Origin of the sequence: Streptomyces sp. NPDC002698 (genome assembly GCF_042888945.1) — a bacterium.
GTDB lineage: Bacteria > Actinomycetota > Actinomycetes > Streptomycetales > Streptomycetaceae > Streptomyces.
Genome location: NZ_JBIAQM010000016.1, coordinates 58,126 through 84,204, shown reverse-complemented (window position 1 = coordinate 84,204; position 26,079 = coordinate 58,126). Strand labels below are relative to the sequence as shown.

Below are 26,079 nucleotides of genomic sequence, written 5' to 3'. Positions count from 1 at the left end.
AGGTGGCAGCCGGGTCCGTGGCCGCGCGGGGCCGTGTCCGGAACAGGGCGCAGCCGGTGACGCGGCCGCGCGTGACGCGGAGGCGGGGCGCCGGGGCGCGGGGGCCTCAGCGGGCGAGAGCGGCTTCGCTCGACGCCTGGGCGCGGGGGTCGGACGGCAGGGCGCGAAGGATCTCCTCGACGCTCTGCTTGGCATCACCGAAGAGCATGCTGCTGTTCTCGCGGAAGAACAGCGGGTTCTGCACGCCCGCGTAGCCGGACGCCATGGAGCGCTTGAAGACGACGACCTGCTCCGCCTCCCACACCCGCAGGACCGGCATGCCCGCGATCGGGCTGGTGGGGTCCTCCTCCGCGGCCGGGTTGACGGTGTCGTTGGCACCGATGACCAGGACGACGGAAGTGTCGGCGAGGTCGTCGTTGATCTCGTCCATCTCCAGGACGATGTCGTACGGCACCTTGGCCTCGGCCAGCAGCACGTTCATGTGCCCGGGCAGACGGCCGGCCACGGGGTGGACGCCGAAGCGGACCTCCACGCCGCGCTCACGCAGCTGACGCGTGAGCTCGGCGACCGGGTGCTGCGCCTGGGCCACGGCCATGCCGTAGCCGGGGGTGATGACGACAGACCGGGCCTGGGTCAGAAGCTCGGCCACCTCCCGGGCCTGGATCTCGCGGTGCTCGCCCTGTTCCTCGTCCCCGCCGGTGGGAGCCTCGATGCCGAAGCCGCCCGCGATGACCGAGATGAAGGACCGGTTCATCGCCTTGCACATGATGTACGACAGGTAGGCGCCCGAGGATCCGACCAGCGCGCCCGTGACGATCAGCAGGTTGTTGTCGAGCAGGAATCCCGCCGCCGCCGCGGCCCAGCCGGAGTAGCTGTTGAGCATCGAGACGACGACCGGCATGTCGCCGCCGCCGATCGAGGCCACGAGATGCCAGCCGAGGACGAGCGCGAGCACGGTCACGGCGATCATCAGGCCGAGGCTCGGGCTGATGGTGAACCAGACCGTCAGCGCCACGAACGCCACCAGCGCCGCGACGTTGAGCGCGTTCTTGCCCGGCAGGACCAGCGGACGGGACTTGGCGCGCCCCGACAGCTTGAGGAAGGCGACGATCGAGCCGGTGAAGGTGACCGCGCCGATGAAGATGCCGATGAACACCTCGGCGTGGTGGATCCCCAGCAGATCGGCCGTGACGTGCTTCTGCGCGGCGCCGTGCGCCTCGACCTCCAGGTAGCTGTTCCACCCGACCAGCACCGCGGCGAGGCCGACGAAGCTGTGCAGCACGGCGATGAGTTCGGGCATCTCGGTCATCTCGACCTGTCGCGCCCGCCAGATGCCGATCGCCGCGCCGAGCACCATCGCGACGACGATCAGCGTGACCGCGCCCGCGGTGATGCTCTGTGCCGCGAGCACGACGGTGGCGACCAGGGCGAGGGCCATGCCGGCGATGCCGTACACGACACCGGCACGGGAGGTGCGGTGCTGGGACAGTCCCGCCAGGCTGAGGATGAACAGCAGGGCGGCGACCAGGTCCGCAGCGTGGGACGCTGTAGTGGTAGTCATGGCGGCTCAGCCCTTCGAGAACATGGACAGCATGCGGCGGGTGACGGCGAAGCCGCCGAAGATGTTGACGCTCGTCAGCAGGATCGCCACGAACGAGAGCGTCGTGACGACCGCGCTCTCGTGCCCGATCTGGAGCAGCGCTCCGATCACCACGATCCCGGAGATCGCGTTGGTGACGGACATCAGCGGCGTGTGCAACGCGTGGTGCACCTTGCCGATCACGTAGTAGCCGATCACCACCGCCAGGGTGAAGACCGTGAAGTTCGCGGCGAGTTGGGCGGGGGCGAAGGCGACGAGGGCGAACATCGCCAGCATGCCGGCGCCGAACAGGGTGAACCGGGCCGCCGGGGTGAGCCGCGGCTCCTTCGGCTGTGCGGCGGCCGCCGCGGGGGCGGGCTGGGGGGCGGCCGGAGCCGAGACGGCCACGGGCGGCGGAGGCCAGGTGATCTCACCCTCGCGCACCACGGTCACCGCCCGCTGGACCACGTCGTCGAAGTCGATGACCAGCCGGCCGTCCTTGCCGGGCGTCAGCAGCTTGATCAGGTTCACCAGGTTGGTGCCGAACAACTGCGAGGCCTGGGTGGGCAGCCGGGACGCCAGATCGGTGTAGCCGATGATGGTCACGTCGTTGTCGGTGACCACGGTGCGGCCGGCGACGGTTCCCGCCACGTTGCCGCCCTGGGAGGCGGCCATGTCGACGATGACGCTGCCGGGCTTCATCGCCGCCACGTCCTCCGCCGTGAGCAGGCGCGGGGCGGGGCGGCCCGGGATCAGCGCGGTCGTGATGACGATGTCCACGTCCTTCGCCTGCCCGTGGTACAGCTCGGCCGCGGCGCGGTCGTAGTCGGCGGAGGTCGCCTTGGCGTAGCCGTCGGTGCTCGCCTCCTGCGCGACGTTCACCGCGAGGTACTCGCCGCCCAACGACTTGACCTGGTCGGCCACTTCCGGCCGTGGATCGGTCGCCCGGACGATCGCGCCGAGACTGGAGGCGGCGCCGATGGCGGCCAGACCGGCCACACCGGCGCCGGCCACCAGCACCTTCGCCGGCGGGACCTTGCCCGCGGCCGTCACCTGGCCGGTGAAGAAGCGCCCGAACACGTGCGCCGCCTCGATCACGGCCCGGTAGCCGGCGATGTTGGCCATGGAACTGAGCACGTCCATGGACTGCGCCCGCGAGATCCGCGGTACCGCGTCCAGGGCCAGCACGGTGATGGGACGGCTCGCGAGCTCCGCGAGCAGGTCCGCCCGCTGGGCCGGACTGATCAGGCCGATCAGGGTCGAGCCGTCGGGCACGCGCGCGATCTCGCCCGTCGAGGGGGAGTTGACCTTGAGCACGACGTCCGTCTGCCAGGCGTCGCCGATCCGTGCGCCCGCGTCACCGTAGGCGTCGTCCGTGAAGCCCGACGCCGTGCCGGCGTCCGACTCGACGACGACCTCGTATCCCAGTCCCACCAACTGGCGCACGGTGGCGGGCGTCGCCGCGACCCGGGTCTCCCCGGAAGTGGACTCGGCCACTACTCCGATGCGCTGGGGCGGGTGGTGGGCCGATTCTTCTGCGGGCATGGTGATGTCTCCCTCAGGGGGCGCATATGTGCTGGCACGAATGTGTGATCAGGGGGAGTCCACGCCCCTTGGACGCAGGAACTTACATGGTGGAGCAGGCTGTTCGGCACAGCGCGCAGCCGTGACTTGTTTCACGCGAGGTCTGTTGCCGACAACACGGGGAGGGCGCCGTGGTACGGCGTTCCCGACATGTTCCCCACCGTTTCGACGCGTCAGGGATGGGCATGGTCCGGCTCCTGATCCCGCTCCGGACGTCCCGGCGTGGGCGGGGAACCCGACAGGTGGGCCGACCGTGGCCGGGCTCCGCCGCACACGGTGTCGCTCAGGTGCCGGTCAGATGCCGGTCATGTGTCGGTCATGTCCGGACTCCTGAGCCCGCTCCGGCGTCGCGGGCGCGTGAGGGAGGACGGGTGGTGCGGGCAGGCTCAGTTCGAACAGCGCGCCTCCGGACGGTGCCTCGCCCGCGGTGAGGGTGCCCCCGTGGCGGCGCGCCACGTCGCGGGCGATGGCCAGGCCCAGCCCGGCGCCGCCTTCGTCGCGGGCGCGCGCGTCGTCCAGCCGTACGAACCGCTCGAAGATCCGCTCACGTTCGGAGGCCGGCACACCGCCGCCGTCGTCCGCGACGGTGAGAACGATCCGGTCGCCCCGTCTCCCCACCCGCACGACGACCCCGTCCCGCGCGTGCCGCTGGGCGTTGTCCAGGAGGTTGCCGATCACGCGGGCCAACTGACCGCGCGAGCCCGTGACGTGGAGTTCCCCGTCGGCGTGGAAGGACACCGGCGTGCGGTCGGACGGGCGGTGCCCCGCCTCCTCGCGGACCAGCTCACCGAGGTCGACCGGTCCCTGTCCCGGCCGCTCCCCGGCGTCGAGCCGGGCGAGCAGCAGCAGATCGGCCGCGAGGTGCTGCAACCGCTCGGTGTCCTTGACCGCGCCGGGCACGTCCAGCAACTGTGGGTACGCGGAGCCGACTTCGAGCTGGGTGCGCAGCGAGGCGATGGGGCTGCGCAGTTCGTGGGAGGCGTCGGCGACGAAGCGGCGCTGCCGGTCGACGGCGGCCTCCAGCGCGGTGAGCGTCTCGTTGGTGGTGCGGGCCAGCCGGGCCACCTCGTCGTGCGAGAGGGGTTCCGGTACGCGTCGGGACAGGTCCTCGGAGGCGGTGATCGCCGCCATCTCCCGCCGGATGCCCTCCACGGGCGCGAGGGCACGCCGTGTCACCAGCCAGGTCACGCCGCCGACGACGAGCAGGATCAGCGGCAGTCCCGCCAGCATCGCCACCGCGGCGCTGCGGACGGCGCTCTCGCGGGCCGACAACGAGGCGCCCGCGTGGACCAGCACCGTGCGGCCGCCGAGATCCGTGGCCTTGACGGTGGCGAACCGGTACGGGGCACGGCGCCCGTCGACCACCGCGTGCCCGGAGCTTTCCTGGACGGTGTCACCGATGGTGCCGATGGCCGGGTCGTTCGCCCGGGGCGTCGGGCCGTCGGTGACACCGTGGTCGTCCGAGCCGTGGCCGCCCGAGCCACTGTCGTCGGAGCCGTGGCCGCCCGATCCGCTGTCGTCCGCGCCGTCGTCGTCGCCGCGGTCCCTGTCCCGACCGCGGCCGCCGCCGTGGTCGTCGGCCGCTTCGGTGCCGAGTTGGGTGGCGGGGGCCGGGGCGGGTGTCACGGACGGGGACGGGGACGAGGACGGGGAGGGAGTGGCGGGGGAGGCGGCGGACCGCGGCACGTGAACGGCCGTGACGCCGGTGCCGCTGATGCTCTCCAGCCCGTCGCCGACGGCCAGCAGACGACCGTCCTCGTCCGTCACCTGAACCGGGATCCCCTCCCGCGCGCCCTCCGGCAGCGGCAGCCGGGCGTCACCCCCGCGCCAGGTGGCGACCCCGAGGGCGATCCTGCGGGCCGTGTCGTTGGCCTCGCCCTGTGCCTGCTCGGTGAGGTTCACGCGCAGGGACGTCAGCACCGCGATCCCGGCGGCCACCAGCGCGACCGCCACCACGGCCGTGGCCCACAGGACCGTCGTGGCCTTCACGGAACCGAACAGCCGCCGCTTCACGAGGCCGCCATCCGGTAGCCGGCGCCGCGTACGGTCTGGATCGCGTCGGTGCCGAGTTTGCGGCGCAGCGTGCTGACGTACACCTCGACGATGTTCGGGTCGCCGTCGTAGGCGAAGTCCCAGACGTGCTCCAGGATCTCGGGCTTGCCGACCACCTGCCCGGCCCGTGTCGCGAGTTGTTCCAGCACGGCGAACTCCTTCGCGGTGAGCGTCACTTCCGTCTCGTCCCGGCACACGCGGCGGGTGGCGGTGTCGACGACGAGCCCCCCGACCCGCAGGACGGGCGAGGCGCCGGCGGTGCCGCTACGGCGCAGCAGCGCCTTCACCCGCGCCACCAGCACGACGTACGAGAACGGTTTCGTGAGGTAGTCGTCGGCGCCGGTGTCCAGGCCCTCGGCCTCGTCGTACTCGCCGTCCTTGGCCGTGAGCATCAGGATCGGCATGTTGTGGCCCGCCGCGCGCAGGGCCGCGCAGACGCGATAGCCGTTGAGGCCCGGCAGCATGATGTCGAGCAGCACCAGGTCGTGAACGCCTTCCGAAGCCAGGTGCAGTCCCTCGGTCCCGTCATGGACGACGTCCACGGCGAAGCCCTCGGCCCGCAGGCCCTTGGCCAACGAGACGGCGAGCCGCTTCTCGTCCTCCACGATCAACAGGCGCATGTGCCCAGCCTCCCAAACAGAACCTGAAGGGATCTTCAGGTGGCTTCAGGTGCCCTTCAGCTTTCCCCAGGCACATTGGCGACATCCAACAGGCATGACACAGATACGACACAGGCCGGGCAGTCCTCCGGCCGGGGAGGTTCGACATGAAGCGCACCGCTTCCATCGCCACCGTCTTCGTGGCCGCCGTGCTCATCGGCGGCGGTGGGTACTCGGCGCTCGCGACGGGAGGCACCGACCGGCACGGGGGCGGTCCCGAGGACCGGCCGTCCGCCACGGCGTCGCCGGCGCCCGCGCCGTCCCCGTCGTCGGCCTTCCTGACGGCCGCCCAGGCGGCTGCCGCCGCGCGGAAGGCGTACCCGGGTACCGTCGTCGAGGTCGAACTCGACGGCGACCACCCGGGTCTCTGGGAGGTGCACATCGTCGGCGCCGACCACGTCCGCCGCGAAGTGCGCGTCGACAGCCGCACGGGCGCCGTCACCCTGGACCGTCGCGGCGGCGACGACGGCCCGGGTGACGACCGCGGCGTGCACACCGGAGCCGACGACCACGGCGTGCACACCGGCGGGGACGACCGCGTCGGCCGCGACACGGGGGACGACCGCGGCCGCGGAACCGGCGGACAGGACGACGCTCCTGGTGACGACCACGGTGTCCACGTCGGCGGCGACGACCACGTGAACGTGGGGGACGACCACGGCGGGGACGGTCACGCCGGTGACGACGGTGGCCGTGGCCGTGGCCGGCACCGTGGCGGCCACGGCGGCGACGACCACTGACGGAAGGCCGCGCAGCCCCGCACGGCGCTGACCCCTCCGGATCGTGGACCCCTCCAGATTGGGGAGTGGGCGGGTGCCCAAGACAAGGCTGCCGGGGATCGGAGGAGTTGGACAGGCTGGCATCCGCTCATCGCTGCCGACGGCCCGGCGCAGCCCGGGCCGGGTACGGCCAAGGAGGGGAAGTCGTCATGAGTAAGTTCGTGCGGGGCGGACGCAAGCGGAAGGTGACCGCCGCCGGTCTCGTCATCTCCGGCATGGTGATCAGTGCATCGGTCGCACCTGTCACCGCCCACGCGGCCGTTCCGGCTTTCCCGGACAACATCACCATCTTCCCGGACCGGGACTTCGTCTCGATCGACGGCTTCTCCGAGCACGCGGGGGAGCAGGTGACCATCGAGGTGCAGCGCCCGCATGTCGGCCTCGTCGGTTCGGCCACCGGCACGATGGCGTCGGCGGCCTCGATCTCGGCGGGCAACCCGGCCATCGAGGTGAACCACCCCGGCGGTCTGTGCTGGGGCGCGGGCGGCGGCCCTCAGGTGACACCCGACATCCGGGCCGGTGACGTGGTGTCGGTCAGGTTCGGGGGTGTGGTGGCCGCCGACGCCAAGACCCTCGATCTCGGTGTCACGGGCGGAGCCCTGACCACGCCGACCACCCTGGTGATCCAGGGGCGGCTCGGATCCGACGTCGACCCGACGTTCCTGGAGCAGCGGATCGTCGCGCCGGCCCTGCGGGACACCGAGGTGGCGCGGCGCGACGTGCGGGCCGTTCCGGGTGCCGTGGCGAACGCGCCGAAGGGCGGCTACTCCTCCGGCGTGAAGTTGGCCGACGGCAACTTCACCGCCACGTACGAGTTTCTGAACGAGGACACGGCGGCCGTCGCGGCCGAGGGCCTCTACGTCGCGATGAGCTGGCAGGACCAGGACCCCGACGGCAACACCCAGGGTGTGACCATCTCGGAGTTCGGCGAGGTGGGCGGCCCCGGGATGGGCGGCTGCCCGGCCGGGGCGGTTCAGCAGGGGCCGGCTTCGCCCACCGGTGTCGTGGTGCACGACGAGGGCGACACGACCTCGGTGAGCTGGACTCCGCCCCGGCCGACCCCCGGTGCGCCGCCCGTCCTCGGATACACCGTGAGAGCCGTCGACCGGCTCAGCAAGAAGGGTGTGCAGGGCGAGGTGGGCGTCCGCGTCAACGACCCGGACGCGACCTCGGTGACCCTGCCGGGTTCCGTGGAGGGCAAGCGGGTCGAGGTGAGGTCGTTCGGCGAGGCAGGCGAATCCTGGCCGCCCGCGCTGCCGGGCGGCGGCCCCTCGGCCGACTCCACGCCCCCGACCGTCACGGCCAAGCCCGCCGGCGGGTTCTACACGGCCGACACGACGGTCACCCTCACCGCCGACGAGCCGGGCTCGGAGATCTACTACACGCTCGACGGTTCCGACCCGCTGGAGGCGGGCTCCACCGGACCCGCGGCGACGCTGTACACCGGGCCGTTCGACCTGAAGGCGTCCGACGGGCCGAGGACCGTGCGCTTCGTGGCCTTCGACCCGGCCGGCAACGCCTCGCAGGCGCGGCTGGAGAAGTACACGTTCGGGTCGGCCAAGGCGCCGGACGCCCCGCGGTCGGTCACCGCGCAGAGCTCCAACGCCAGTGCCACCGTCCGGTGGACGGCGCCCGAGGACCCGGGCACCTCGCCGATCACCGGCTACGAGGTCACCGCGACGCCCGCCTCCGGCGCGCCCGTCACGGCCACGGCCGGAGCCAGCGCGTCCAGTGTGCTGGTGACCGGGCTGAAGAACGACACGAAGTACGCGGTGACGGTCGTCGCCGTGAACGCGGTCGGCACGGGCGCCTCGTCCACACCGGTCGAGGTCACCCCCAAGGTGCCCGCGGTCGACAAGCTCGCGATCACGCTCGCCAAGTGGAAGTCCGGAGACCTGCGGCTCGAAGGCACCGGGTCCCTTCCCGGGGCGTCGCTGACGCTGCGTTCGGGTTCGCCGACCGGCCCCGTCTTCGCCACCAGCGTGATCGTGCAGCCTGCGGCGGCGGGCGCGGTCAACGGCACGTGGAGCCTGCGCCTGCGGGCGGGCAGCGCCGCGACCACGAACCCGTCCCCGGTCTACATCTCGTCCGACAAGGGCGGAACCCTCGGCCCGGTGACCGTGCCGAACGGCTAGTGCCGCGTCAGCCAAGGTTCGCCCCGTCGCGACGCCCGGCACGCCCTCTCGCCGCACCGGCCGAAAGCCCAAGTACATCCAGTACGAGGACTTCCGGCCGGCACGCCGAGAGCACGCACCGGACGCCGCTCCTCAAGGGGCAAACCTTGACTGACACGGCACTAGGACCTACCGGCACCCCGGCGGGAGGCGTTCGTCGTGCCGCGAACGCCGGCCGCGGGGGTCCCGGTGGCACGTTCCGCGGCGAGACGTCGCGGCGCCGCGACGCGTTGAGGCGGCCACCGCCGTGTGCGCGGATCGTTCTCGGTACCCTGTCCGAGTCTCGAACACCCGTCTCGCGCTGCTGAGTTGGGCCTTCGGGTTCGGAGCAGGAGGCCCGCTCCGACGCACTATCGTGTACGACATGTCCGCTCCTGAGCTGATCCGCATCGTCTCCCGTGACTCGCCGATGGCCCTGGCCCAGGTGGAGCGCGTCCGCGCCGAGCTCGGCGTGCTTCATCCCGAACTCCGCACCGTGGTGATCCCGGTCAAGACCACCGGCGACAAATGGATGGGAGATCTCTCCCAGGTCGAGGGCAAGGGGGCGTTCACCAAGGAGGTCGACGCCGCGCTCGTCGCCGGGGAGGCGGACCTCGCGGTGCACTGCGTCAAGGACGTGCCCGCGGACAGGCCGCTGCCCGCCGGGACGACCTTCGCGGCCTTCCTCAAGCGTGACGACATCCGCGATGCCCTCGTCCATCCCGGCGGCCTGCTCCTCGACGAGCTCCCCGCGGGGACCCGGATCGGAACGTCCTCGGTGCGCAGGGTCGCTCAACTCGCCGCCTCCCACCCGCATCTGGAATGCGTGCCGTTTCGCGGCAACGCCAACCGACGTCTGGACAAGCTCGCCGCGGGCGAGGTCGACGCCCTGCTGCTGGCCGCCTCCGGACTGGAGCGCATCGGTCGGCCGGACGTGATCACCGAGGTCCTGTCGACCGAGACGATGTGCCCGCCGATCGGGGCCGGCGTCCTGGCTCTTCAGTGCCGTGAGGCGGACACCTCCACGATCGGCGTCGTCAGCGGACTGAACGATCCCGCCACCTATCGGGAGACCACGGCGGAGCGGATGTTCCTGCACGTCCTCCAAGGCCACTGCAACAGTCCGATCGCCGGATACGCGAAGGCGTCCCGGGGTGATCTGTCCTTGCGGGCCTGCGTGTTCAGCCCCGACGGAAAGACCGTCCTGAACGCCCACGAATGGGCCGGACGGCTCAGCCCGTCGGACCTCGGTGCTTCCGTCGCGCTGGCTCTGCTGCGACAGGGCGCCCGCGAACTGATCGACGGCATCGCCCACTGATGCCGGGGCCCGGGCGGCGGGCGAGGTCGTTCAGGCGGCGCGGGAACGGGGCGACAAGACAGAAGGACGACGGTGCGACCGCCCTTGTGGGGAGGTCGCACCGCTGGAACGCGCGGATCAGCTGGTGAAGGTGAACCAGTTGATGTTGGTGAAGTCGGAACCGCTGCCCGAGAAGACCAGGTACACGTCGTGGACTCCGGTGGCGGAGGCGACGATGTTCGCGGGAACGGTCTGCCAGTTCTGCCAGCCGCCGTTGTTGGCGAAGTTGATCTCGGCGATCTTCGTGCCGCTGGTGCTGTCGAGCCGTACCTGGACGGCACCGCTGACACCGGCGGCGGCGCCGGACGCGAGCCGGGCCTTGAACTGGTTCGGGGAGGCCGAACCGAAGTCCACGGAGGAGAACTTGAGCCAGTCGCCGTTCGCGATGTAGCCCACGTCGCTGCCGCCGCCGGAGTCGGAGCAGCTCTCGGTGGTGGTCCCGCTCTGCGCCGAGTAGGACTCGGCCTGGATGGTGCTGTAGGCGCTGACGTTGCCCGAGCCGCCCCCCGATCCTCCTCCGGTACCTCCGGCGCCCAGGGTGATGCTCCACGAGGTGGGCGCCCCGTCCTGGATGTGTCCGTCGACGGGGGCCGAGCCGGTCGGGCCGACGTCGTCGTAGGGGAAGGCGTAGCCGATGCTGGCGTACTTGTGGACCAGCCGCGCGTAGTGGTTCGTGATCGAGTCCGTGTAGTACTGCGAGGGTGTCACGCCGTCGGGGTTGTTGTTCCCGCCCGGGACCAGGAGCGAGCTGCGGTTGAGCGCGGCGGCGAGCCGGGCGGCGATCGCCCCGCGGGCGTCCCCGCCGGAGTTGTAGAGGGGACCGGACGCGCAGCCGAAGATGTCGACGGCGCTCGGCTTGGTGAACGGCACGCCGTTGGTGTTGAGACCGGAGAAGACGATGGCGTTGCCGGAGACGGTGCCGGTGTAGGAACCGATGCCGCCCTGGCCGTTGATGGTCAGCGGGGTGGTGGCGTAGTGACTCCAGACCCGGTTCAGGTAGTCGTTCCAGTAGCCGCCGAAGTCCACCGGCGAGTGCGCGGGAGCCATGACGCGCAGCACCCCACCGGAGGAGTCGGTGACCACCAGCCTGTCCCAGGGCGCTCCGTCGGAGGCGTGCTGCGCCTGCAGGCCTGAGGCGATGGAGGCGAGGGCGCCCGAGGGCAGCGGGCTGACCGACTGGTTGCCCCCGCTGCCGGTGCTGGCCATCGAGATCGGCAGCGCGACCATGTCCACGTAGGAGATGTTGGCGTAGAGGTTCGCGCTGTTGAAGGTGAACTCGCAGAACGTCCAGTTGGTGGCCCAGTTGGGGTCGGAGCTCACCAGGGCGGGCTGCACCACACCGGGCGGGGAGCCCGGGTTGACGAAGAACTGGAGCTTCTGGCCGACCGAGAACCAGACGCGGCCGCCGATGATGTAGTCGGTCAGCGTGACGGTCTTGGGGGCCGAACCGGAGGCGCCCAGCGCGATGGAGTAGTCGGCGATGGGGGTCACCGGCGACGACGGGCTGGACAGCCTGTTCAGCGTGCCGTTCGCCGAGACGAAGACCGGCCAGCCGCTGCTGTCGGTGCCGGATATGTACGCGTAGACGGTGTCGTGGCCGGAGGTGTTCGCCAGCTTCACGGGGAGTGAGACCGCTGCCGCCGCCGCAGTGGACGTCAACGGCGAGACCGGCGAGAACGGGCTGAGCGCGGCCGTACTGGTGACGGCAACGGCTCCGGCCAGGAAGGAACGTCGGGAAACCACGGGGGCCCTCCCGGAGGGGGTGACGGTCCGTCAACCTGATGACGGTTGGGGGGAGTTGTTTCATGTGGGGTTCTGTGCGGGGGTGACGTTATTGGACTGGACCAATACAGTCAAGGTTGCGGAACCGTTACGTCCAAGTAACGGCATTCGCACCCCCAGCAGGAACCTCCGCACCTGAGGGCCACGCGGTCCGGGCCGCGGGCGGCGACCGGTGTGCCGGTACCGGTCGTGGCCGCCGGACGGGCCCGTTCGCCCCGCGTCGTGTGCCGGGCCGTGTGCGCCGTACTCGCCCTCCGGTATCGCGCCTGCCGCGCGGCGTCACATTTCCTGGGCTTCGGGCATGGCCGGGGTGCCGGCCGATGCCGTGGCCCGCTCGACGCGGCCTTTCACCGTGAGCACGGATGCCGCGGCCAGGCCGGACATGCCGGCGGCGAGGAGTTGCACCCGGTAGTCGAAGACGGCCACCATGCCCGAGCCCAGGAGCAGGGCGAGCCCGGTGGGCGCGTACATCACGGTGTTGGCCGTCGCCGCGACCCTGCCGAGCAACTCGGACGGGGTGTACTTCTGGACGGCTGTCAGTGCCGCGATGAGCGGGCAGGGCATGCCGAGGCCGATGAGCAGACTGCTGCCGAGCGTGACGGGCAGCCAGGGAGTCGCCCGCGCCAGCACGCCGAGCGCGAAGAGGGCGAGTCCGGCCGCCGAGAAGGTGCGCCCGGGTATCCGGCGCATCAGCGCACCGGCCGCCAGCCCGCTGACGACCGAGCCGAGTCCCTGGAGCGAGGTGAGCACGCCCGCGAAGGCCGGGGACCGGTGGAGCCCGGCGTCGAGCATCGCGTACGTGGCCGTGCTGCTGACGCCGGCCAGCATCATGGTCGTGCCGCTGGTGACGACCAGCGAACGCAGTGCCGGGTGCCGCCGCAGGTAGCGGGCGCCTTCGACGGTCCCGGCGGTCCACGCCCGCCCGGTGCGCGGTGCGGGCGAGGCCTCCCGCACCCGGATCAGTCTGAAGGCGGCTGCGGCCAGGACGAAGCTGGCCGCGTCCAGCAGTGCCACGGTCCGGCCGCCGAACGAGGTGAACAGGCTCGCGCCGGCCAGCGGAGCGAACAGCTTCATGCCCTCGAGGGCGGTGAGCAGCAGGCCGTTGAAGTCGCCGCGCAGTTCGTCCGGCACGGCGGCCGTCACCAGGGCGGTCTCGGCCGCGTCCGTGAGCACCATGCCCGTTCCGACCAGGGTCAGCACGGCGAACAGCAGCCAGACCTGTTCCTCTGAACGCACGAAGAGCGGCGCGGTCATGACGACGGCCAGGGCCAGGTTGGCCGCGACCAGGAGTGGACGTCGGCGCACCCGGTCCGCCACGGTGCCGATCACGGGTCCCGCGAAGGCCGGCAGCCACATGCAGAAGCCGACGAGCGCGGCGAGGCTGCTGGAACCGGTGAGCGTCTTGACCCAGATCCCGGCGGCCAGCGCCATGGCCGAGTCGCCGAAACCGGAGACGATCACTCCGCCCAGATAGAGACTCGCGTTGCGGTCCCGGAAGACCTTCAGCGTGTTCCAGCTCATTCCCTCGCCCTTCGGTGCGCCCGGCGGCACAACCTACCCCCAATCATCTGCTTGGCGGTAAGGGTCCGCCGGTGCCGGGCATGCGCTTTACTGGCTCGCGTGACCGATACCGATCCCGTGCTGCGCGCGCTCGCCCACCCCTTGCGGCTGAGGATGCTCAGCCTCATGTGGCCGGGGCCGATGTCGGCCGCCGAGCTCGCCCGCGAGTTGGACGTCTCTCACGCGCTGGCCAGTCAGCACCTGCGACGCCTGGACGCGGTGGGCCTGGTCGAGCTGGCGGAGGAACGCACCCGCCGCGGCGGCAGGGAGCGCCGCTACCGCACCGTCCAGGGCACACCGCTCTCCGACCGGCACGAGGGAACCCCGATGCTGGCCGAGACCATGGCGCACACCCTTCGGGAACGAGCCCGGCGACGTGTGGAGGGAAGCGAGGGCGTCACCGTGGACGCCGAGCTGTGGGTGGATCCCCGGACCTGGCAGAACGTCCGGCGGCGACTCGTCGAGCTCGCCACCGAGCTCCACGAAGCGGCCCGGCCTCCGCACACGCCGGGCACCGTCCCGCTGGGCGTGAGCGTGATGGCCTTCCCGTTGCGGGACGGGACGAGTCCGGACGGATGAACCGCCCGGGCGGGGCCGGCGGGGCGCCCGTCCTCGGTGTGTCTCGTCGCCCGTGCCGTCCGGGGCCGCTCGGGGGTCCGGGGCTGTCGCCGGGCACCGGTGGACCGGTTTCGCCTCGGGCGACGCGGATCATGACAGTTTCGCCGGGCGGCGGACGCGAGCGGCGCCGGGACCCTGGTCCGGGCGCCGCTCGTACTGGTCCTTCTTCAGGCCCGGTTCGGCCGGCCCGGCGTGTGATTCCGGGTCAGCAGCCGGTGTGCTTGGGGGTGAAGTCCATACGCGCGTGCTCGTCCGTGCCGATGGCCGCGTCGTAGGTCGTTCTGCTGACCTGGTACCAGACGTCGTCCTTGTTCTTGTCGCCGCTCACGTCGTCCAGGCTGACACACCACTGTTCCCGCCGGACGACACGCGTGTAGGTCTCGGTTCCGCTGCGGACCTGCTTGCAGCTCTTGGAGTGCTCGGTCGAATACCAGGTGCGGGTACGCCGCTTGGAGCCCGAGCCGGTGCTCGTCGTGTGTTTGACCCGCCGGGTGGCCGTGGTGCACTTCTTCGTCATGTGCGGCCGCTTGGCCCGGGTGGTCAGGGCCGCGCGGTGGCGGATCTCGTCACGGAGGCCGAAGACGCTGGTGTCGGCCGGGGCGGCCGTGTCCGGCCGGCGCTCCCCGGCGGCGTTCCCGCTGTCCTGGCCGACGCCGGCAGAGTGGTTCGCCCCCTCGTCGCGGACGTCACCCCCGTTGCCGCACGCACCCAGCCCGGCTATCAGAACAGCCGTCACCGCGGCCGTGGCAAGTCGCTTGAACATGTTTTCCCTCGTGATCGACGGGCCGCAGCGTAACTGATCACCGGCCGAAGCCGAACGGGAGGGATCAAGAGCGGGCTGGGGAGGGGCATCCGCCCCTGCCCGGCGTACGAGAACACCTACAGCCAACGTCCGTGCGCCGGTGTGCGCCCCGGCGGTCAGGGGGTCGTGCGGATGTCTCTCAACCCTTACCGCCAGGGGCCGTTCAGTAGCCCGCCCGTACGAACTCGCCGCTTCCGTTCGCCAAAGGCTCCGACGGGCCCCACCGCGGATTCTCGTTCGCGGTGAGAGCACGGTCAGTCGGCTGTCCGATAGTTCATGAACCAGTGAGTGTCGAAATAGCGGGCCATCGTGAACGGGTGGTGCGGGTCGACGAGGACGAGGCAGACGAACTCGGCGGTCCCGCAGGTGAACGGGACGTCCTCGTTGTCGAAGGACCGGACCACGACGGGCCAACGGTCGGGGTCGTCGCCGTCGGTCCTCCAGCAGTACAGGTCCTCGTGTTCGGTGCCCGCCCAGACGAGAAGCCCGTCCTGTTCGAGGTGTGTCCAGGGCTCCTGGTTGAGGTCCAGATACGCGTCGAAGGCACCGTGACCGAACGTCTCGACCATGCGCTTGTAGTCGCCCGGCAATGCCGTACCCAGGCGCGACTCCACCTCCGTCCAGTCCACGTCCGGCCGCTGGGCCGGCTGTGTCCAGCCGGTGATCCGTATGAGCCGTTCCATCCAGCCGACGTCGGCGTCCGCGTCCTCATCCGGAGACGCCGTCAAGAGTTCCGGCACCTCCCGGTGAGCGACCACGAGGACCGGTCGTTCGATGTCCTCCGCGTCCCGCGCGACACCCGTGCCGACCTACTGATCCCCGTACGCCCATGCCCGTATCCTCACGGCCCGGTCCTCGAAGGGGACCAGGAGCCCGGACCCCTTGGACTCGTCGACCGTGGGATCGGTGAAGCCGTCGAGAACGAGCGTGCGCGGGACGCCGTATCTGTCGGAGAGCAGATCGGTCAGCTCCTGCGGGTCCACGTCACCGGACAGGTACATGTAGCCGTTCCGTGGACCGAGTCGGTCCAACAGGTCGTTGACGGTCTCTTGCGTGAGCTCCATGACAGACAGTGAACCTCACGGCACTGACAAGGGGCGTGGCTCAGTCGGCCCCGCCCGCGTCCCCGCCTCCGGCGCCGTCGTGGTGGGCGTCCGACCGTGTGGCCAGGTCGAAGTCCAGGTCGTCGGTGAGATCGTCGTACGGGGACGGCTTGTGGGCGGTGACGGCGGCCGTGGCCCGGGGCTGCGGGGCCTTGTCCTCCGGCGGGCGTCGGTCCGACGGTTCCCTTGTGCTGACGTACACCAGGTAGCCGGTGCCCGGGCTCCGGTCGGCCAGCGCCGCGGTGACGGCGGCCCGGCACCGACGGGTGAACCGGCGCCAGGGACGGGACAACTCCTGGGGCCAGAGCGCCGCCGGTGCGGCCAGCACGGCCCACACCGCCATCCAGGCCGTGGTCCAGAAGCCCGGATCCCGGTCGGGCAGCCCGGGGACAGGACAGCGCAGGAGCATCGCGTGCATGGACATGCCGAACGCGGTGACGAACGCGGCGGTCAGCGCGGGGACGCGGTAGTAGCCGAACCATTCGCGCAGGGGCGCACGACGGGCCTCGAGAGCCGTCCTGAACCGTTGGAAAGGAGGGTCGTTGAGCAGTTCGTACACCGTGGCCCCCTTGTGGCGGCGCAGGAGTGTCACGAGCGCGGCGAGGACCGGATCCTTCTGGCTGCCGAGCCGTCCGGGCGGCACGGTGATCCGGCCGTCGTCGTCGATCTCGGCGTCCCCGGCCAGGATCAGCAGGCTCACGGCCGTCTCCGCCGCGTAGCCCTCCTGTTGCGGGGACGCGCCCTCCCACGCGGCGCCGAGCCACCATGCCGCCTGTATCGGGTCGACGTCCGTCGTCCGTATGCCCCGCAAGAACTTCCGCTCGTCCCGTGTACGCAGCCACCACACCGAGAACAGCACGGCGTTGACCGCGCCGAATCCCAGCAGCCAGTAGACGGCGATCCAGGCCATCTCGCCGTTCATGACACGGCCTCCGCCGTCCCCCTCGTCGGAAACACCATCGGGCGATCCCCCTCGCAGTCCACTGCCCCACCTCGAACGGCCGCCAACAGCCTGCCATGAAAAGCCACTTGAGGAACGATTTTGCCCAGCAACGGGGCCGCCCGCCACGGAGGCTTGACACGCCTCCGTGGCGGGCGGCCCGGACAGTGGCCAGGGAACTCAGCGGCCGGCCAGTGCCTTCAGGGTGGCCTCGGCCGTACCCGTGCTGGACTGGGGGTTCTGGCCGGTGATCAGCTTGCCGTCCACGACGACCTGGTTGCTCCACGGCGCCCCGGTCTCGACCGTGGCACCACGCTCGCGCAGCACGCTCTCCAGGTAGAAGGGGGTGTTGTCGCCGAGGCCTCCCTGGCGCTCCTCCTCGTCGGCGAAGGAGGTGAGGGTGCGGCCCGCGTACGTGAAGCCGCCGTCCGGCGTGGTGGCGCTGAGCAGGGCGGCGACGCCGTGGCACAGGGCGGCGACGATCGTGCCCTGGGCGTCGGCCTCGTTGAGGAGCCGACCGAGGTCGGTGTCGTGAGCGAGGTCCGCCATCGGCGCGTGACCGCCGGGGATGTAGAGCGCGTCGTAGTCGCTCAGGCGTACGTCCGCCAGCTTCAGCGGGCTGGAGAGCTGGTCGGCGAGGGTGTCGAGGTAGGCGCGGAACTCCTGGGCGTCGGCCTCGGACACACCGCCGCGGGAGTCGAGGCTGAGGGCGTCGACCGTCGGGCGGACGGCCCCGGGGGTGGCGATGTCCACCTGTGCTCCGGCGGCGCGCAGCACCTTGTGGGAGGCGGCGACCTCTTCGGCCCAGAAGCCGGTCGGATGGGTCGATCCGTCGGCCAGGACCAAGCTGTCGGCGGCTGAGACGATCATGAGGATCTTCGGCATCGGAATACCTGCTCTTATCTGTGGGGCGACTCTGGAGGCGGTACCTGGGCCCTGCGGACCGCAGTACCGCGGTGCTCGGGACAACCCCAGCATTCATCACGGAAATGCCCTGCCGCCTCCGCCGCGCCATAAGAAGAGTTATGGACCGGGGTGGCCTGCTTCCCGTGGATGTGCCGTAAGGCGTCGCCCGGCCGGTGGCCGTGCCCCGGGCGCCGAGTCCATCACTAGGATTGGATCGACCGGAGCCTTTCATAAGCTCCGTGATGGATGAAGTGATGGACGGAGGTGCCCGTGCCCGGTCTGGACCTACTGGCGACGTTCCTCGAGATCTACCGCACCGGTTCGCTCTCCGCCGCGGCCGCGCGGCTGGGCGTGAGCCAGCCGGCGGTCACCGGACAGCTCGCCCGTCTCGAGGAGCAACTGGGCGAGCCGCTGTTCGTGCGGTCGAGCAAAGGAGCCCGGCCGACGCCCCGGGCGGCGGTGCTGGCCGCCCGGGTCGGCCTGCATGTCGACGGGCTGCGTACCGCCCTGGCCCCTTCGGGGGAGGACAGCATGCTGGAGGGCACGATCCACCTCGGCGGAGCGGCCGAGGTGATGGCCCTCCAGGTGCTTCCCGCCCTGGCGCCGCTCTCCGCCCGCGGCCTGCGGATCCGGGTGACGCTGGGCCTGGCCGGGGAACTGCTGGCGGCACTGACGGCGGCAAGGCTCGACCTGGTCGTCTCCGCGGTCCGCCCCCGGCAGGAGGGGCTGTCGGTGGCACCGCTGGTGGACGAGGAGTTCCTCCTGGTGGGGCCGCCCGCGCTGGCGCACGCCGTGGACCGGGAGCGGCTGGCGGCGGACCCGGTCGCCGCACTGGCCCCCATGCCGCTGGTGGCGTACGCGGCCGATCTTCCGATCATCCGGCGGTACTGGCGCAGCGAGTTCGGGCGACGGCCCCCCAATCAGGTCGCCGTCGTCGTCCCGGACCTGCGCGCCGTGCTGGCCGCGGTGGTGTCCGGCATGGGCATCTCCGTGCTGCCCCGCTACCTCGCCGCTCCGGCGCTGGCCGCGGGGCAGGTGGTGCAGATGCACCGGCCGGAGGTCGAGCCGTTGAACACCCTGTACCTGGCGTCCCGGCGCGACACGCCGGCGAGCCCCGCCCTCGCCGCCGTGTGGGAACACCTGGCCCGGGCGGCACAGGAATGGAAGAGCCTCTGATTTTTCGCGGCCCGCTGACGGAACGCCGGGCCACGCTTCTCGCACGCGTGCGGTCGTACGGAAGACCCTGTCCCGTGTCGCGCGGGACAGGGCCCCCTCCGGATGTCCGGTCATTCCGGCCGGAGGTTCTCCAAGGTCGAGCGGGTGTCGGTCTTCACCCACCGTGAGACCTCGTCGATCTCGGGCGGGGTGGTCGTCCCGTAGGAGGACGAATAGGTGCTCCAGCTCATCTGGTAGGTCATCCAGCCGTCGCGCACCGCGAGGATCACCGCCCGGCTGCCGCTGGTTCCCGAGCCGGACGTGGTGTCCTCGGTCACGAGATACGCCTCGTCGCCGAAACCGGAAACCTCCTCGACCTCGTAGTCCTCGTACCGCTGGGCGTACTCGGACCACACAGCCGTGAACTCGGGGGCCGGGTCGGTCGTCTTGTGCAGGTCCATCTCCACCGAGAGGTACGCGTCGGCGTAGGAGGAACTGGAGGACGTCTTCAGGGAGATGCTGCAGTAACTCTGATCGATCGCCTTGTGCTTCAGCGCGCTGTGCGTGGGGAGGTTGTCCTCCTCGGCGTACTCGGTCCTCAAGGCGGTGTAGTCGACCGCGGAGCAGAGATTGGCCTTGGCCCGGTAGCCCGCGAGATCGGCGTCGTCGCCCAACGGGCCGAGAACGAGGATTCCCCCGGCCCACAGCACGGAGGCCGCCACCGCACCGACCGCCGCCCACAGCACCGCGCGCCCCGCGGTGCCCTTGCCGCCGGGCGGCGGGGGAAAGCCGGGCGGTTGCCCGTACGCGTACTGCTGGGCCGGAGGGTAGGCGGGAGCAGTCCCGTAGGTGACCGTCGGCGTCGCGCCTTGGTTCGGGCCCGGCGCGGGTTCGGGTCTTGGCTGGGGTAACGGCTGGTGCTGCGCCTGTGCCTGCGGTTGGGGCGCGGGGACGGGTGTGGGCTGCGTGGTGGGGCCGGGGTGAGGTGACGTCTGCGCCTGGGGCTGCGCCGGGACATCCTCGGGCCGATCCTGCATCCTGTGCTCCTTGGTCGTAGGGAGTGCGGTCAGATGGCGGAAGGGACGGCTGGGCTCGGCGGCGACCGGTGGCGGCGTCGACGGGGACCGCGGTCGTAGGGACGCCATGAGCGGGCGGGGCCAGGAGCCGACGAGGTGATCGGCTTTCGTCGGCGGACGTCGGGTCGGGACGGTGGGGCCGGGATGCCGGGGCGCGTGAGGGAGCCAACAGGCAGATTCTAAAGGCCGGTTCGGCAGATGTGGCCTTGCCGTATCGGCCGTTGCCCGGTCGCCCGTTGCCCGGTCGCCGGTCTCCTCGGAACGACGCGCCGCGCGTACTTCGCGGGAGCCTCCGGATCGCAGTGCGAGAACCCGCGCGTGCACGGGGCGGTGATGATCGACAGGACGGTTTCGCCCGCGGCTTCCTCCGCAGCTTCCTTCACGGCTTCCTCGGGCCGGGCCGCCGCGACTCGACGGGGCGCCTGCGGCGAAGGGCCCCGCAGCCGTGCTGCGGGGCCCTTCGCGGATGTGAGGCAGGGACCGTCAGGCGGTCTTCTTGATCTTCGTGACCTGTGCCTCGACGACACTGGCCGGCACCTCGGGGGCCTTTTTGCCCAGGATGTTCATCGCGTAGAAGACGGCCAGGGTCGAACCACTCCGCACGACCGTGTAGGTCACCGGGATCTTGGTTCCCTCGATGTCGCTGGTCATCGTGTACGACACCGCCTCGTCACCGAGGGCGGGGGCCTTCGCGGGCTTGACCCCGGTGTAGTGGTAGTCGGTGTGCTCGTAGGAGCTGCACGTCCCGCTCTGGGTGCGCAGGTCCGCGACCACCTTCTTGGCGTCCGCTTCCTTCTGCGCGAGCAGACCGACGCGCAGCACCGTGGCATCGGTCGCCGTCAGGCTCGTCACCGAGCGGGACACACGGGCCGTCGCGTCGGGCTCGGTGCCCAGCAGGAACATGTCGGCGAGAGCCTGGCACTTGGCGGGATTCGCGGGAACGCTCACCTCCGGGATCTCGTCGTCGGGAGTGTCGCCGACGCGGTATCCCTTGAGGTCCGCCTTGGTGATCACGGCCTTCGTCAACTGCGCCTCGGTGAGGGGCTTCAGCCCCTCCTCGACGGCGGGCTTCGCCGCGGCGGCCGGCTTCTTCGAGCTGCCGCCGTTCTTGTTGCCGTCGCTCTTGCCGCCGGTGTCCTGCCCGCCGCACGCGGCCGTCGTCGCGAGCGCCGCCGCCACGCCGATACCCACCAGGACGCGCCCCGGAACTGACTTCACGTTCGTTCCCACCCTTGTCTCTTCATGAGCGCGTCCACGACAACGGTCGCGCCGAGCCGCATTCAAGCCCACAACCAGCGGACTTTGCCAGCCCGTTAGGGTCGCTTGACGTAACGATCGGAGATCGGCGACATGGTTGTACGCCGAGGCAGTGGTTCTCGCCACGCTCAGGGCTCGCGCTGCGGGAAGCGGGAGCCGACGGCACGGCCCGTCACATCGTGTGTCGGGCCGGCAGGCAGGCCCGTCCGCAACTCCCGGGACGTATCCCGGACATTCGCCGCCGCCGTCGTGCCCTTGGTGGCATCGCGCCGGTCGAGTCAGGAGGATGGGCGCATGGAACCGGGATCCGGCGCATCGCACGACGAGAGTGACCGCGTTGTCGAACTTGAGGCGGAAGTGCGGCAGTTGAAGGAGGCCGTCACATCGCACGCCGTCGTGGACCAGGCCATCGGGATGGTGGTCGCTCTCGGCCGGGTGTCCCCGGACCAGGGCTGGGCCGTGCTGAAGGACGTCTCGCAGCACACCAACACCAAGCTCCGCGACGTCGCCGAACTGATCCTGGTCTGGGGACGCGAAGGCGACATCCCTCCGGACATCCGTGCCGAACTGGAAGACGCCCTCGACCGCCACGGCCCCGCCCAGATCCCCGAAGCACCCTCGGAATGACACCCCGCCGACCGCGCCATGAGGTATCAGTTTCTGCCAATCCTTCCGGTACGGCTCCGGGTATGTGAGGCTGCTGGACCGAATGGACCATGAACCGGCCGGGGGCACGCCCGCACGAGCCGGTGATGCCAGAGAGGATGGCTGCATGTCGACTACACAACGTCGGTACAGCCTGACGTGGACCGACCCGGACGGTGCGTCGCAGGCTTCGGCCGGCCGTTACGACAAGCGTTCCGCCGCGCGGCGCCGGCGTGCGCTGGAGGCGGTCGGCTGCACCCGTGTCGAGGTCGTCGTGGTCGAGCCCGGCGAGCTCCCCGAGCCGGCGCTCTGACCCCCGTGCCCGACCCGCCGACCGGCCGCTCGGTCTCTAGGAGTTCCGGACGAACTCGTAGGTGAGGAAGGCCAGGCCGTCACCGACGGTCCTGGCTTCCACCAAACGCAGGGGCTTCGTGCTCGGGGCCTCGCCGAAGAACCGTTCGCCGGCCCCGAGCACGACCGGGAAGACGACCATCCGCACCTCGTCGACGAGGTCGTGCTCGATCAGCGTACGACCGAGCCGGTAGCTGGCCGGGACGACGATCTCTCCGTCCAGCTCCCGCTTCAGCTTCGCGGCCTCGGTCACCACGTCGCCCTTCAGAACCGTCGAGTTGTCCCAGTCGGGTTCTTCGAGCGTCGAGGACACGACGTACTTGGGCATGCTGTTCAACCGGTCCGCCAGCTCGCCGCTCCGGGGCCGCCACCGCTCCCCGAAGAACTCGTAGCTCCTGCGGCCCAGCAGCCAGGCCTCGGCGCCCAGCGCCTCCTCGAGCGCGATCTTGCTCCACTCGGCGAGATCCTCACCGCCGAACCGGGGGAACCAGCCGCCCAGCTCGAAGCCCTCCTCGCCGTCCGGGTCCTGTACCACTCCGTCGAGCGAGACGTTCTGCGGCCCGCTCATCACGATCTTTCCCATGCCCGATCCCTCCTCGCGCCGACGTTGTCGTCGACCACGTAGGTACAGGCGCCGGCCGGGTGGGGAACTGGGCACCGCCCGGCCGCCCAGTTCTCCACCCGGTCGGCGCCTGTACAGGATGGAGGCGCGGCAGGGCGCGGAAAGAAGGAGACGGTGACGATGGCGGCAGCCGAACTGATCGAACGGGCGCGAGCCGGGGACGGTGACGCGTTCAGGGAGCTGACCGAGCCGCACCTTCGAGAGCTTCAGGTGCACTGCTATCGCATGCTCGGATCCATCGAGGACGCCGAGGACGCTCTCCAGAACACACTGCTGACCGCCTGGCAAAGCCTTGCCGGGTTCGAGGGACGCGCCTCACCGCGCACCTGGCTCTACCGGATCGCCACCCATCGGTGTCTCGACGCGCGCCGCGCGGCCTCCCGGCGCCCGGCCAAGGAGTGGGATGTGCCAGGGGCCGAACCGCCCGAGCCGACCCGGCTCGGCGAGATCGTGTGGCTGCAGCCGTTTCCCGGCGCCCTGCTGGACGAGGCCGAGGCGCCGCTCGGCCCGGAGGCCCGCTACGAGCGGACCGAATCCGTCTCGCTGGCCTTCGTGACCGCCCTTCAGGCCCTGCCGCCCCGCCAGCTCGCCGTCCTCGTCCTGCGCGACGTCCTGGGGTTCAGGGCGAGCGAAGTGGCCGACATGCTGGATTCGACCGTCGACTCGGTCAACAGCGCCCTCAAGCGCGCACGCGCCGGCCTGCGACGCGGCCGGCCGGCGACCGTCGGACACCAACCGCCTCCCGCCGCCGGCTCACCCGCCGAGGAAGGAATCGTCGCGAGGTTCGTCCGCGCGTGGGAGTCCGCGGACGTCGACGCACTGGTGGCCCTCCTGACCGACGACGTCTTCATGTCGATGCCACCGATGCCCTTCGAATACCAGGGCCGGGACATCGTGGCCCGCTTCTGCGCCGGCCTGTTCGACGCCGGCCGCAGGTTCGACCTCGTCCCGTCGCGGGCCAACGGCCAGCCGGCCTTCGGGGCCTACCTGCGCACCCCCGACGGCATCAGTCACGGGACCGGCCTCTACGTCCTCACGCTCGCCGGTGACCGGATCTGCGCCATGACCCGATTCGACAACAGCGTGCTCCCGTGGTTCGGGCTGCCCCGCTCTCTCCCGAGCCGGTGACCGGATCCCTCGGAGAGCGAGACGGACGGGGTTCGTGGTGGTCGGATCCCGGTGCGTGCGGTGGCAGGTGCCTACATACGGTGGTACGTGTTCGTGGGCGCGGTACGCGGCGGACGAACCGTCCTGTCGGATCGGCCGTCTCCGTGCGGGAACCGAGATCGTCGTCAATTACAAGTTGACGACCCTGCATCGTCAACTTAAGATTGACGCATGAGCCCACTCGACATCAGCCTCGCCGATCTGATCGCCCGGCTCGACGAGGAACTTCCCGAAGCCGACGAACTGTCCCGCATCAGCGAAGCGCGACTCCGCGCCCAGACACTGTCCGACCTCGGTGACCAGCTCATCGACCACTACGTCAGCAAGGCCAAGCGGACCGGCGCGTCGTGGACGCAGATCGGCGACGCCATCGGGGTGTCCAAGCAGGCCGCCCAGCAACGCCACGCCCCCGCACCGTTCGAGCGGTTCACCAACCTGAACCGGCACAGCATCGTGCTGGCACAGGAAGCCGCCCGGACGTACAAGCACGACTTCATCGGTACCGGACACCTCCTGCTCGGCCTGCTCGGCGAACCGCAGGGCATGGCGTACGAGTTGCTGCTGGCGAAAGCCGAGTCGGAGCAGCGTGTCCGCGACGTGATCGAGGAGGCGATGCCGCCAGCCGGGCAGAAGGCGCTGCGGGGCCACATCGCGTTCCGTCCGGAGAGCAAGGAGGCCATCGAACAGGCACGCCAGGCGTCGGTGGACCTGGGCCACGACTGGGTCGGCACGGAACACATGCTGCTGGGCCTGATCCGCGCCGAGGAGAGCACGGCGGCGCAGGTCCTGCGCGGACTCGGCTTCACGCCGGACGAACTGCGCGAGACGGTCAGGACCGAGGTCGCCGAACGGCTCGCCCCGCGCGACCCGCGGTAGGGAAACGCTCAGCCGTCGCCGTCGCCGTCGCCGTCGCCGTCGCCGTCGTCGTCGCGGGGGCGGGTCGTTCCGCCCCCGCCCGTTCCGGCATCGTCACCTGACGTCGACGAAGTCGCCCGTCGCCGTGGCCGGGCCGGTGGTGGAGGTGCCGGTGAAGAGGAAGCGGAAGTAGCCGTCCGCCTTGGCCGTCGTGGTGGTCTTCAGCGTTCCCTTGCTGCCACTGGTGACGGTCTTGAGAGTGGTGTAGGCGGTGCTGCCCTTCTTGCGGAACTGGAGCTGGACGGACCGGCCCTCGTAACCGGTGTAGGTGCCGGTCTCCCAGTTGGCGCGGGTCAGCTTGCCGGTGACCGTGATGGTCCTGCCCGCCTTCACCGGCTCGGGCGAGGCGTTCACGGTGAGCTTGGCGTACCGCTTGAACCGCGCCGTGCCGGCGACATCGACGGCTGTCCAGTCGTCGTTGGTGTCCTGGGCTTCGGCGAGTACCTTCCAGGTGCCGGCGAGACCGATGTCGTCGAAGTCCCGCGCGGCGTCCACCCCGAAGCTCACCTTGCAGGTGGAGACGGTGCGGTCGGTGGGCGACACCGTGCACGTGCCCGCCGGCGGGTAGGCCGGGAGTCTGCCGTCGGCGTCGTCGGTGTTGGGGCCGTGCCACAGGTAGGCCCAGGAAGCGGCCACACCGTCCGGGTCCGTCGCCGTCCACGTGATCGTGACGGTCTTCTTGGTGGCCAGACCGAGCACGACGTCCTTGCCGCCGTTGACGACGACGTTCGAGAACGTCGTGTCACTGGGCGCGGCCCGGTCCGCCGCCTGGGCGGCTGCCGGAATCACTGACGCGGAAAGAGTGGTGGCGAGGAACGCGGCGGCGGTGGCCGGGCGGACGCGCATGAAATCCCCCCTCGGGATCGTGAGGCACGCCGTTTCCTCACGGCGAACCAGGTGATGTGTCACGCTGCCTAGACACCCGGCGGCCGGTTGCGGTTGCCCTGGCGTTCGGACCGGCTTTCGGCTTCGGTAACGCGTTCTGTGTTCTTGGCCGGCCGTTCCTGGCCTGCGGTG

24 protein-coding genes are annotated in these 26,079 nt (G+C 70.8%); 9 read left to right on the top strand and 15 right to left on the bottom strand.

Going from position 1 to position 26,079, the window contains the following annotated elements; translation table 11 throughout:
• Nucleotides 1-106: 106 nt before the first annotated feature.
• From pntB to ACFYW9_RS22905, 4 genes are all read right to left on the bottom strand, one after another.
• On the bottom strand, nt 107-1,561 hold the full coding sequence (pntB, locus tag ACFYW9_RS22920; protein WP_389153332.1) for a Re/Si-specific NAD(P)(+) transhydrogenase subunit beta: 1,455 nt from the start codon (nt 1,559-1,561) through the stop codon (nt 107-109).
• 6 nt (nt 1,562-1,567) lie between these two features.
• The gene (locus tag ACFYW9_RS22915) at nt 1,568-3,124 is read right to left on the bottom strand and encodes a Re/Si-specific NAD(P)(+) transhydrogenase subunit alpha (RefSeq protein WP_389153329.1); all 1,557 of its coding nucleotides are present in this window, start codon (nt 3,122-3,124) and stop codon (nt 1,568-1,570) included.
• A gap of 333 nt (nt 3,125-3,457) precedes the next feature.
• The gene (locus tag ACFYW9_RS22910) at nt 3,458-5,176 is read right to left on the bottom strand and encodes a sensor histidine kinase (RefSeq protein ID WP_389153326.1); all 1,719 of its coding nucleotides are present in this window, start codon (nt 5,174-5,176) and stop codon (nt 3,458-3,460) included.
• Nucleotides 5,173-5,835, bottom strand: coding sequence for a response regulator transcription factor (locus ACFYW9_RS22905; RefSeq protein WP_389153322.1), 663 nt, complete (start codon nt 5,833-5,835; stop codon nt 5,173-5,175). The genes ACFYW9_RS22910 and ACFYW9_RS22905 overlap by 4 nt, the downstream gene beginning before the upstream one ends.
• Nucleotides 5,836-5,981: 146 nt before the next feature.
• Between ACFYW9_RS22905 and ACFYW9_RS22900 the strand changes: the two genes are divergently transcribed.
• The 3 genes from ACFYW9_RS22900 (at nt 5,982) to hemC (ending at nt 10,124) form a co-directional block, all read left to right on the top strand.
• On the top strand, nt 5,982-6,614 hold the full coding sequence (locus ACFYW9_RS22900) for a PepSY domain-containing protein (RefSeq protein ID WP_389153319.1): 633 nt from the start codon (nt 5,982-5,984) through the stop codon (nt 6,612-6,614).
• A 188-nt stretch (nt 6,615-6,802) separates the two neighbouring features.
• Nucleotides 6,803-8,788 carry a fibronectin type III domain-containing protein gene (locus tag ACFYW9_RS22895; protein WP_389153316.1) on the top strand — a complete coding sequence of 662 codons (1,986 nt, stop codon included), beginning with the start codon at nt 6,803-6,805 and terminating at the stop codon, nt 8,786-8,788.
• 403 nt (nt 8,789-9,191) lie between these two features.
• Nucleotides 9,192-10,124 carry a hydroxymethylbilane synthase gene (gene hemC, locus ACFYW9_RS22890; protein ID WP_351873755.1) on the top strand — a complete coding sequence of 311 codons (933 nt, stop codon included), beginning with the start codon at nt 9,192-9,194 and terminating at the stop codon, nt 10,122-10,124.
• A gap of 117 nt (nt 10,125-10,241) precedes the next feature.
• Here hemC and ACFYW9_RS22885 read toward each other — a convergent pair whose 3' ends face one another.
• Nucleotides 10,242-11,906 (bottom strand): beta-1,3-glucanase family protein, encoded by a 1,665-nt coding sequence (locus ACFYW9_RS22885; protein WP_389153311.1) that lies wholly within the window; start codon nt 11,904-11,906, stop codon nt 10,242-10,244.
• A 318-nt stretch (nt 11,907-12,224) separates the two neighbouring features.
• Entirely contained in the window at nt 12,225-13,466 is a 1,242-nt protein-coding gene (locus ACFYW9_RS22880; RefSeq protein WP_389153308.1) for an MFS transporter, read from the bottom strand.
• Nucleotides 13,467-13,565: 99 nt separating this feature from the next.
• On the opposite strand from ACFYW9_RS22880, the gene ACFYW9_RS22875 reads away from it, so the two are divergent.
• Nucleotides 13,566-14,084: an ArsR/SmtB family transcription factor gene (locus ACFYW9_RS22875; protein WP_389153305.1), complete on the top strand. Its 519-nt coding sequence runs from the start codon at nt 13,566-13,568 to the stop codon at nt 14,082-14,084.
• A 244-nt stretch (nt 14,085-14,328) separates the two neighbouring features.
• Here the strand turns inward: ACFYW9_RS22875 and ACFYW9_RS22870 are convergent, their stop codons facing one another.
• The 5 genes from ACFYW9_RS22870 to ACFYW9_RS22850 form a co-directional block, all read right to left on the bottom strand.
• Nucleotides 14,329-14,886 (bottom strand): hypothetical protein, encoded by a 558-nt coding sequence (locus ACFYW9_RS22870; RefSeq protein ID WP_389153302.1) that lies wholly within the window; start codon nt 14,884-14,886, stop codon nt 14,329-14,331.
• A gap of 293 nt (nt 14,887-15,179) precedes the next feature.
• Nucleotides 15,180-15,653, bottom strand: a complete 474-nt coding sequence (locus ACFYW9_RS22865; RefSeq protein WP_389153299.1) for a hypothetical protein — start codon at nt 15,651-15,653, stop codon at nt 15,180-15,182.
• Nucleotides 15,654-15,734: 81 nt separating this feature from the next.
• Nucleotides 15,735-15,989, bottom strand: coding sequence for a hypothetical protein (locus ACFYW9_RS22860; RefSeq protein WP_389153296.1), 255 nt, complete (start codon nt 15,987-15,989; stop codon nt 15,735-15,737).
• A 40-nt stretch (nt 15,990-16,029) separates the two neighbouring features.
• Nucleotides 16,030-16,950, bottom strand: a complete 921-nt coding sequence (locus ACFYW9_RS22855; RefSeq protein ID WP_389153293.1) for a hypothetical protein — start codon at nt 16,948-16,950, stop codon at nt 16,030-16,032.
• Between the two features lie 198 nt (nt 16,951-17,148).
• Complete coding sequence (locus ACFYW9_RS22850) at nt 17,149-17,853, bottom strand: type 1 glutamine amidotransferase domain-containing protein (protein ID WP_351873776.1); 705 nt, start codon at nt 17,851-17,853, stop codon at nt 17,149-17,151.
• 291 nt (nt 17,854-18,144) lie between these two features.
• Here ACFYW9_RS22850 and ACFYW9_RS22845 point away from each other — a divergent pair, with 291 nt between their 5' ends.
• Nucleotides 18,145-19,050 (top strand): LysR family transcriptional regulator, encoded by a 906-nt coding sequence (locus ACFYW9_RS22845; protein WP_389153289.1) that lies wholly within the window; start codon nt 18,145-18,147, stop codon nt 19,048-19,050.
• 110 nt (nt 19,051-19,160) lie between these two features.
• On the opposite strand, the gene ACFYW9_RS22840 is transcribed toward ACFYW9_RS22845, so the two are convergent.
• Together ACFYW9_RS22840 and ACFYW9_RS22835 are read right to left on the bottom strand one after the other, a co-directional pair.
• Nucleotides 19,161-20,066 carry a hypothetical protein gene (locus ACFYW9_RS22840; RefSeq protein ID WP_389153286.1) on the bottom strand — a complete coding sequence of 302 codons (906 nt, stop codon included), beginning with the start codon at nt 20,064-20,066 and terminating at the stop codon, nt 19,161-19,163.
• A 522-nt stretch (nt 20,067-20,588) separates the two neighbouring features.
• On the bottom strand, nt 20,589-21,323 hold the full coding sequence (locus ACFYW9_RS22835) for a hypothetical protein (protein ID WP_389153283.1): 735 nt from the start codon (nt 21,321-21,323) through the stop codon (nt 20,589-20,591).
• Nucleotides 21,324-21,656: 333 nt separating this feature from the next.
• Here ACFYW9_RS22835 and ACFYW9_RS22830 point away from each other — a divergent pair, with 333 nt between their 5' ends.
• Together ACFYW9_RS22830 and ACFYW9_RS22825 are read left to right on the top strand one after the other, a co-directional pair.
• On the top strand, nt 21,657-21,989 hold the full coding sequence (locus tag ACFYW9_RS22830) for an ANTAR domain-containing protein (RefSeq protein WP_351873789.1): 333 nt from the start codon (nt 21,657-21,659) through the stop codon (nt 21,987-21,989).
• Nucleotides 21,990-22,134: 145 nt separating this feature from the next.
• Nucleotides 22,135-22,320, top strand: a complete 186-nt coding sequence (locus ACFYW9_RS22825) for a hypothetical protein (protein ID WP_389153279.1) — start codon at nt 22,135-22,137, stop codon at nt 22,318-22,320.
• A 36-nt stretch (nt 22,321-22,356) separates the two neighbouring features.
• Here ACFYW9_RS22825 and ACFYW9_RS22820 read toward each other — a convergent pair whose 3' ends face one another.
• Nucleotides 22,357-22,941, bottom strand: a complete 585-nt coding sequence (locus tag ACFYW9_RS22820) for a dihydrofolate reductase family protein (RefSeq protein ID WP_389153276.1) — start codon at nt 22,939-22,941, stop codon at nt 22,357-22,359.
• A gap of 159 nt (nt 22,942-23,100) precedes the next feature.
• Between ACFYW9_RS22820 and ACFYW9_RS22815 the strand changes: the two genes are divergently transcribed.
• On the top strand, nt 23,101-24,108 hold the full coding sequence (locus ACFYW9_RS22815) for an RNA polymerase subunit sigma-70 (protein WP_389153273.1): 1,008 nt from the start codon (nt 23,101-23,103) through the stop codon (nt 24,106-24,108).
• A gap of 210 nt (nt 24,109-24,318) precedes the next feature.
• Nucleotides 24,319-25,023, top strand: a complete 705-nt coding sequence (locus tag ACFYW9_RS22810; protein WP_389153270.1) for a Clp protease N-terminal domain-containing protein — start codon at nt 24,319-24,321, stop codon at nt 25,021-25,023.
• 93 nt (nt 25,024-25,116) lie between these two features.
• On the opposite strand, the gene ACFYW9_RS22805 is transcribed toward ACFYW9_RS22810, so the two are convergent.
• Nucleotides 25,117-25,908 (bottom strand): hypothetical protein, encoded by a 792-nt coding sequence (locus tag ACFYW9_RS22805; RefSeq protein ID WP_389153267.1) that lies wholly within the window; start codon nt 25,906-25,908, stop codon nt 25,117-25,119.
• Between the last annotated feature and the right edge of the window lie 171 nt (nt 25,909-26,079).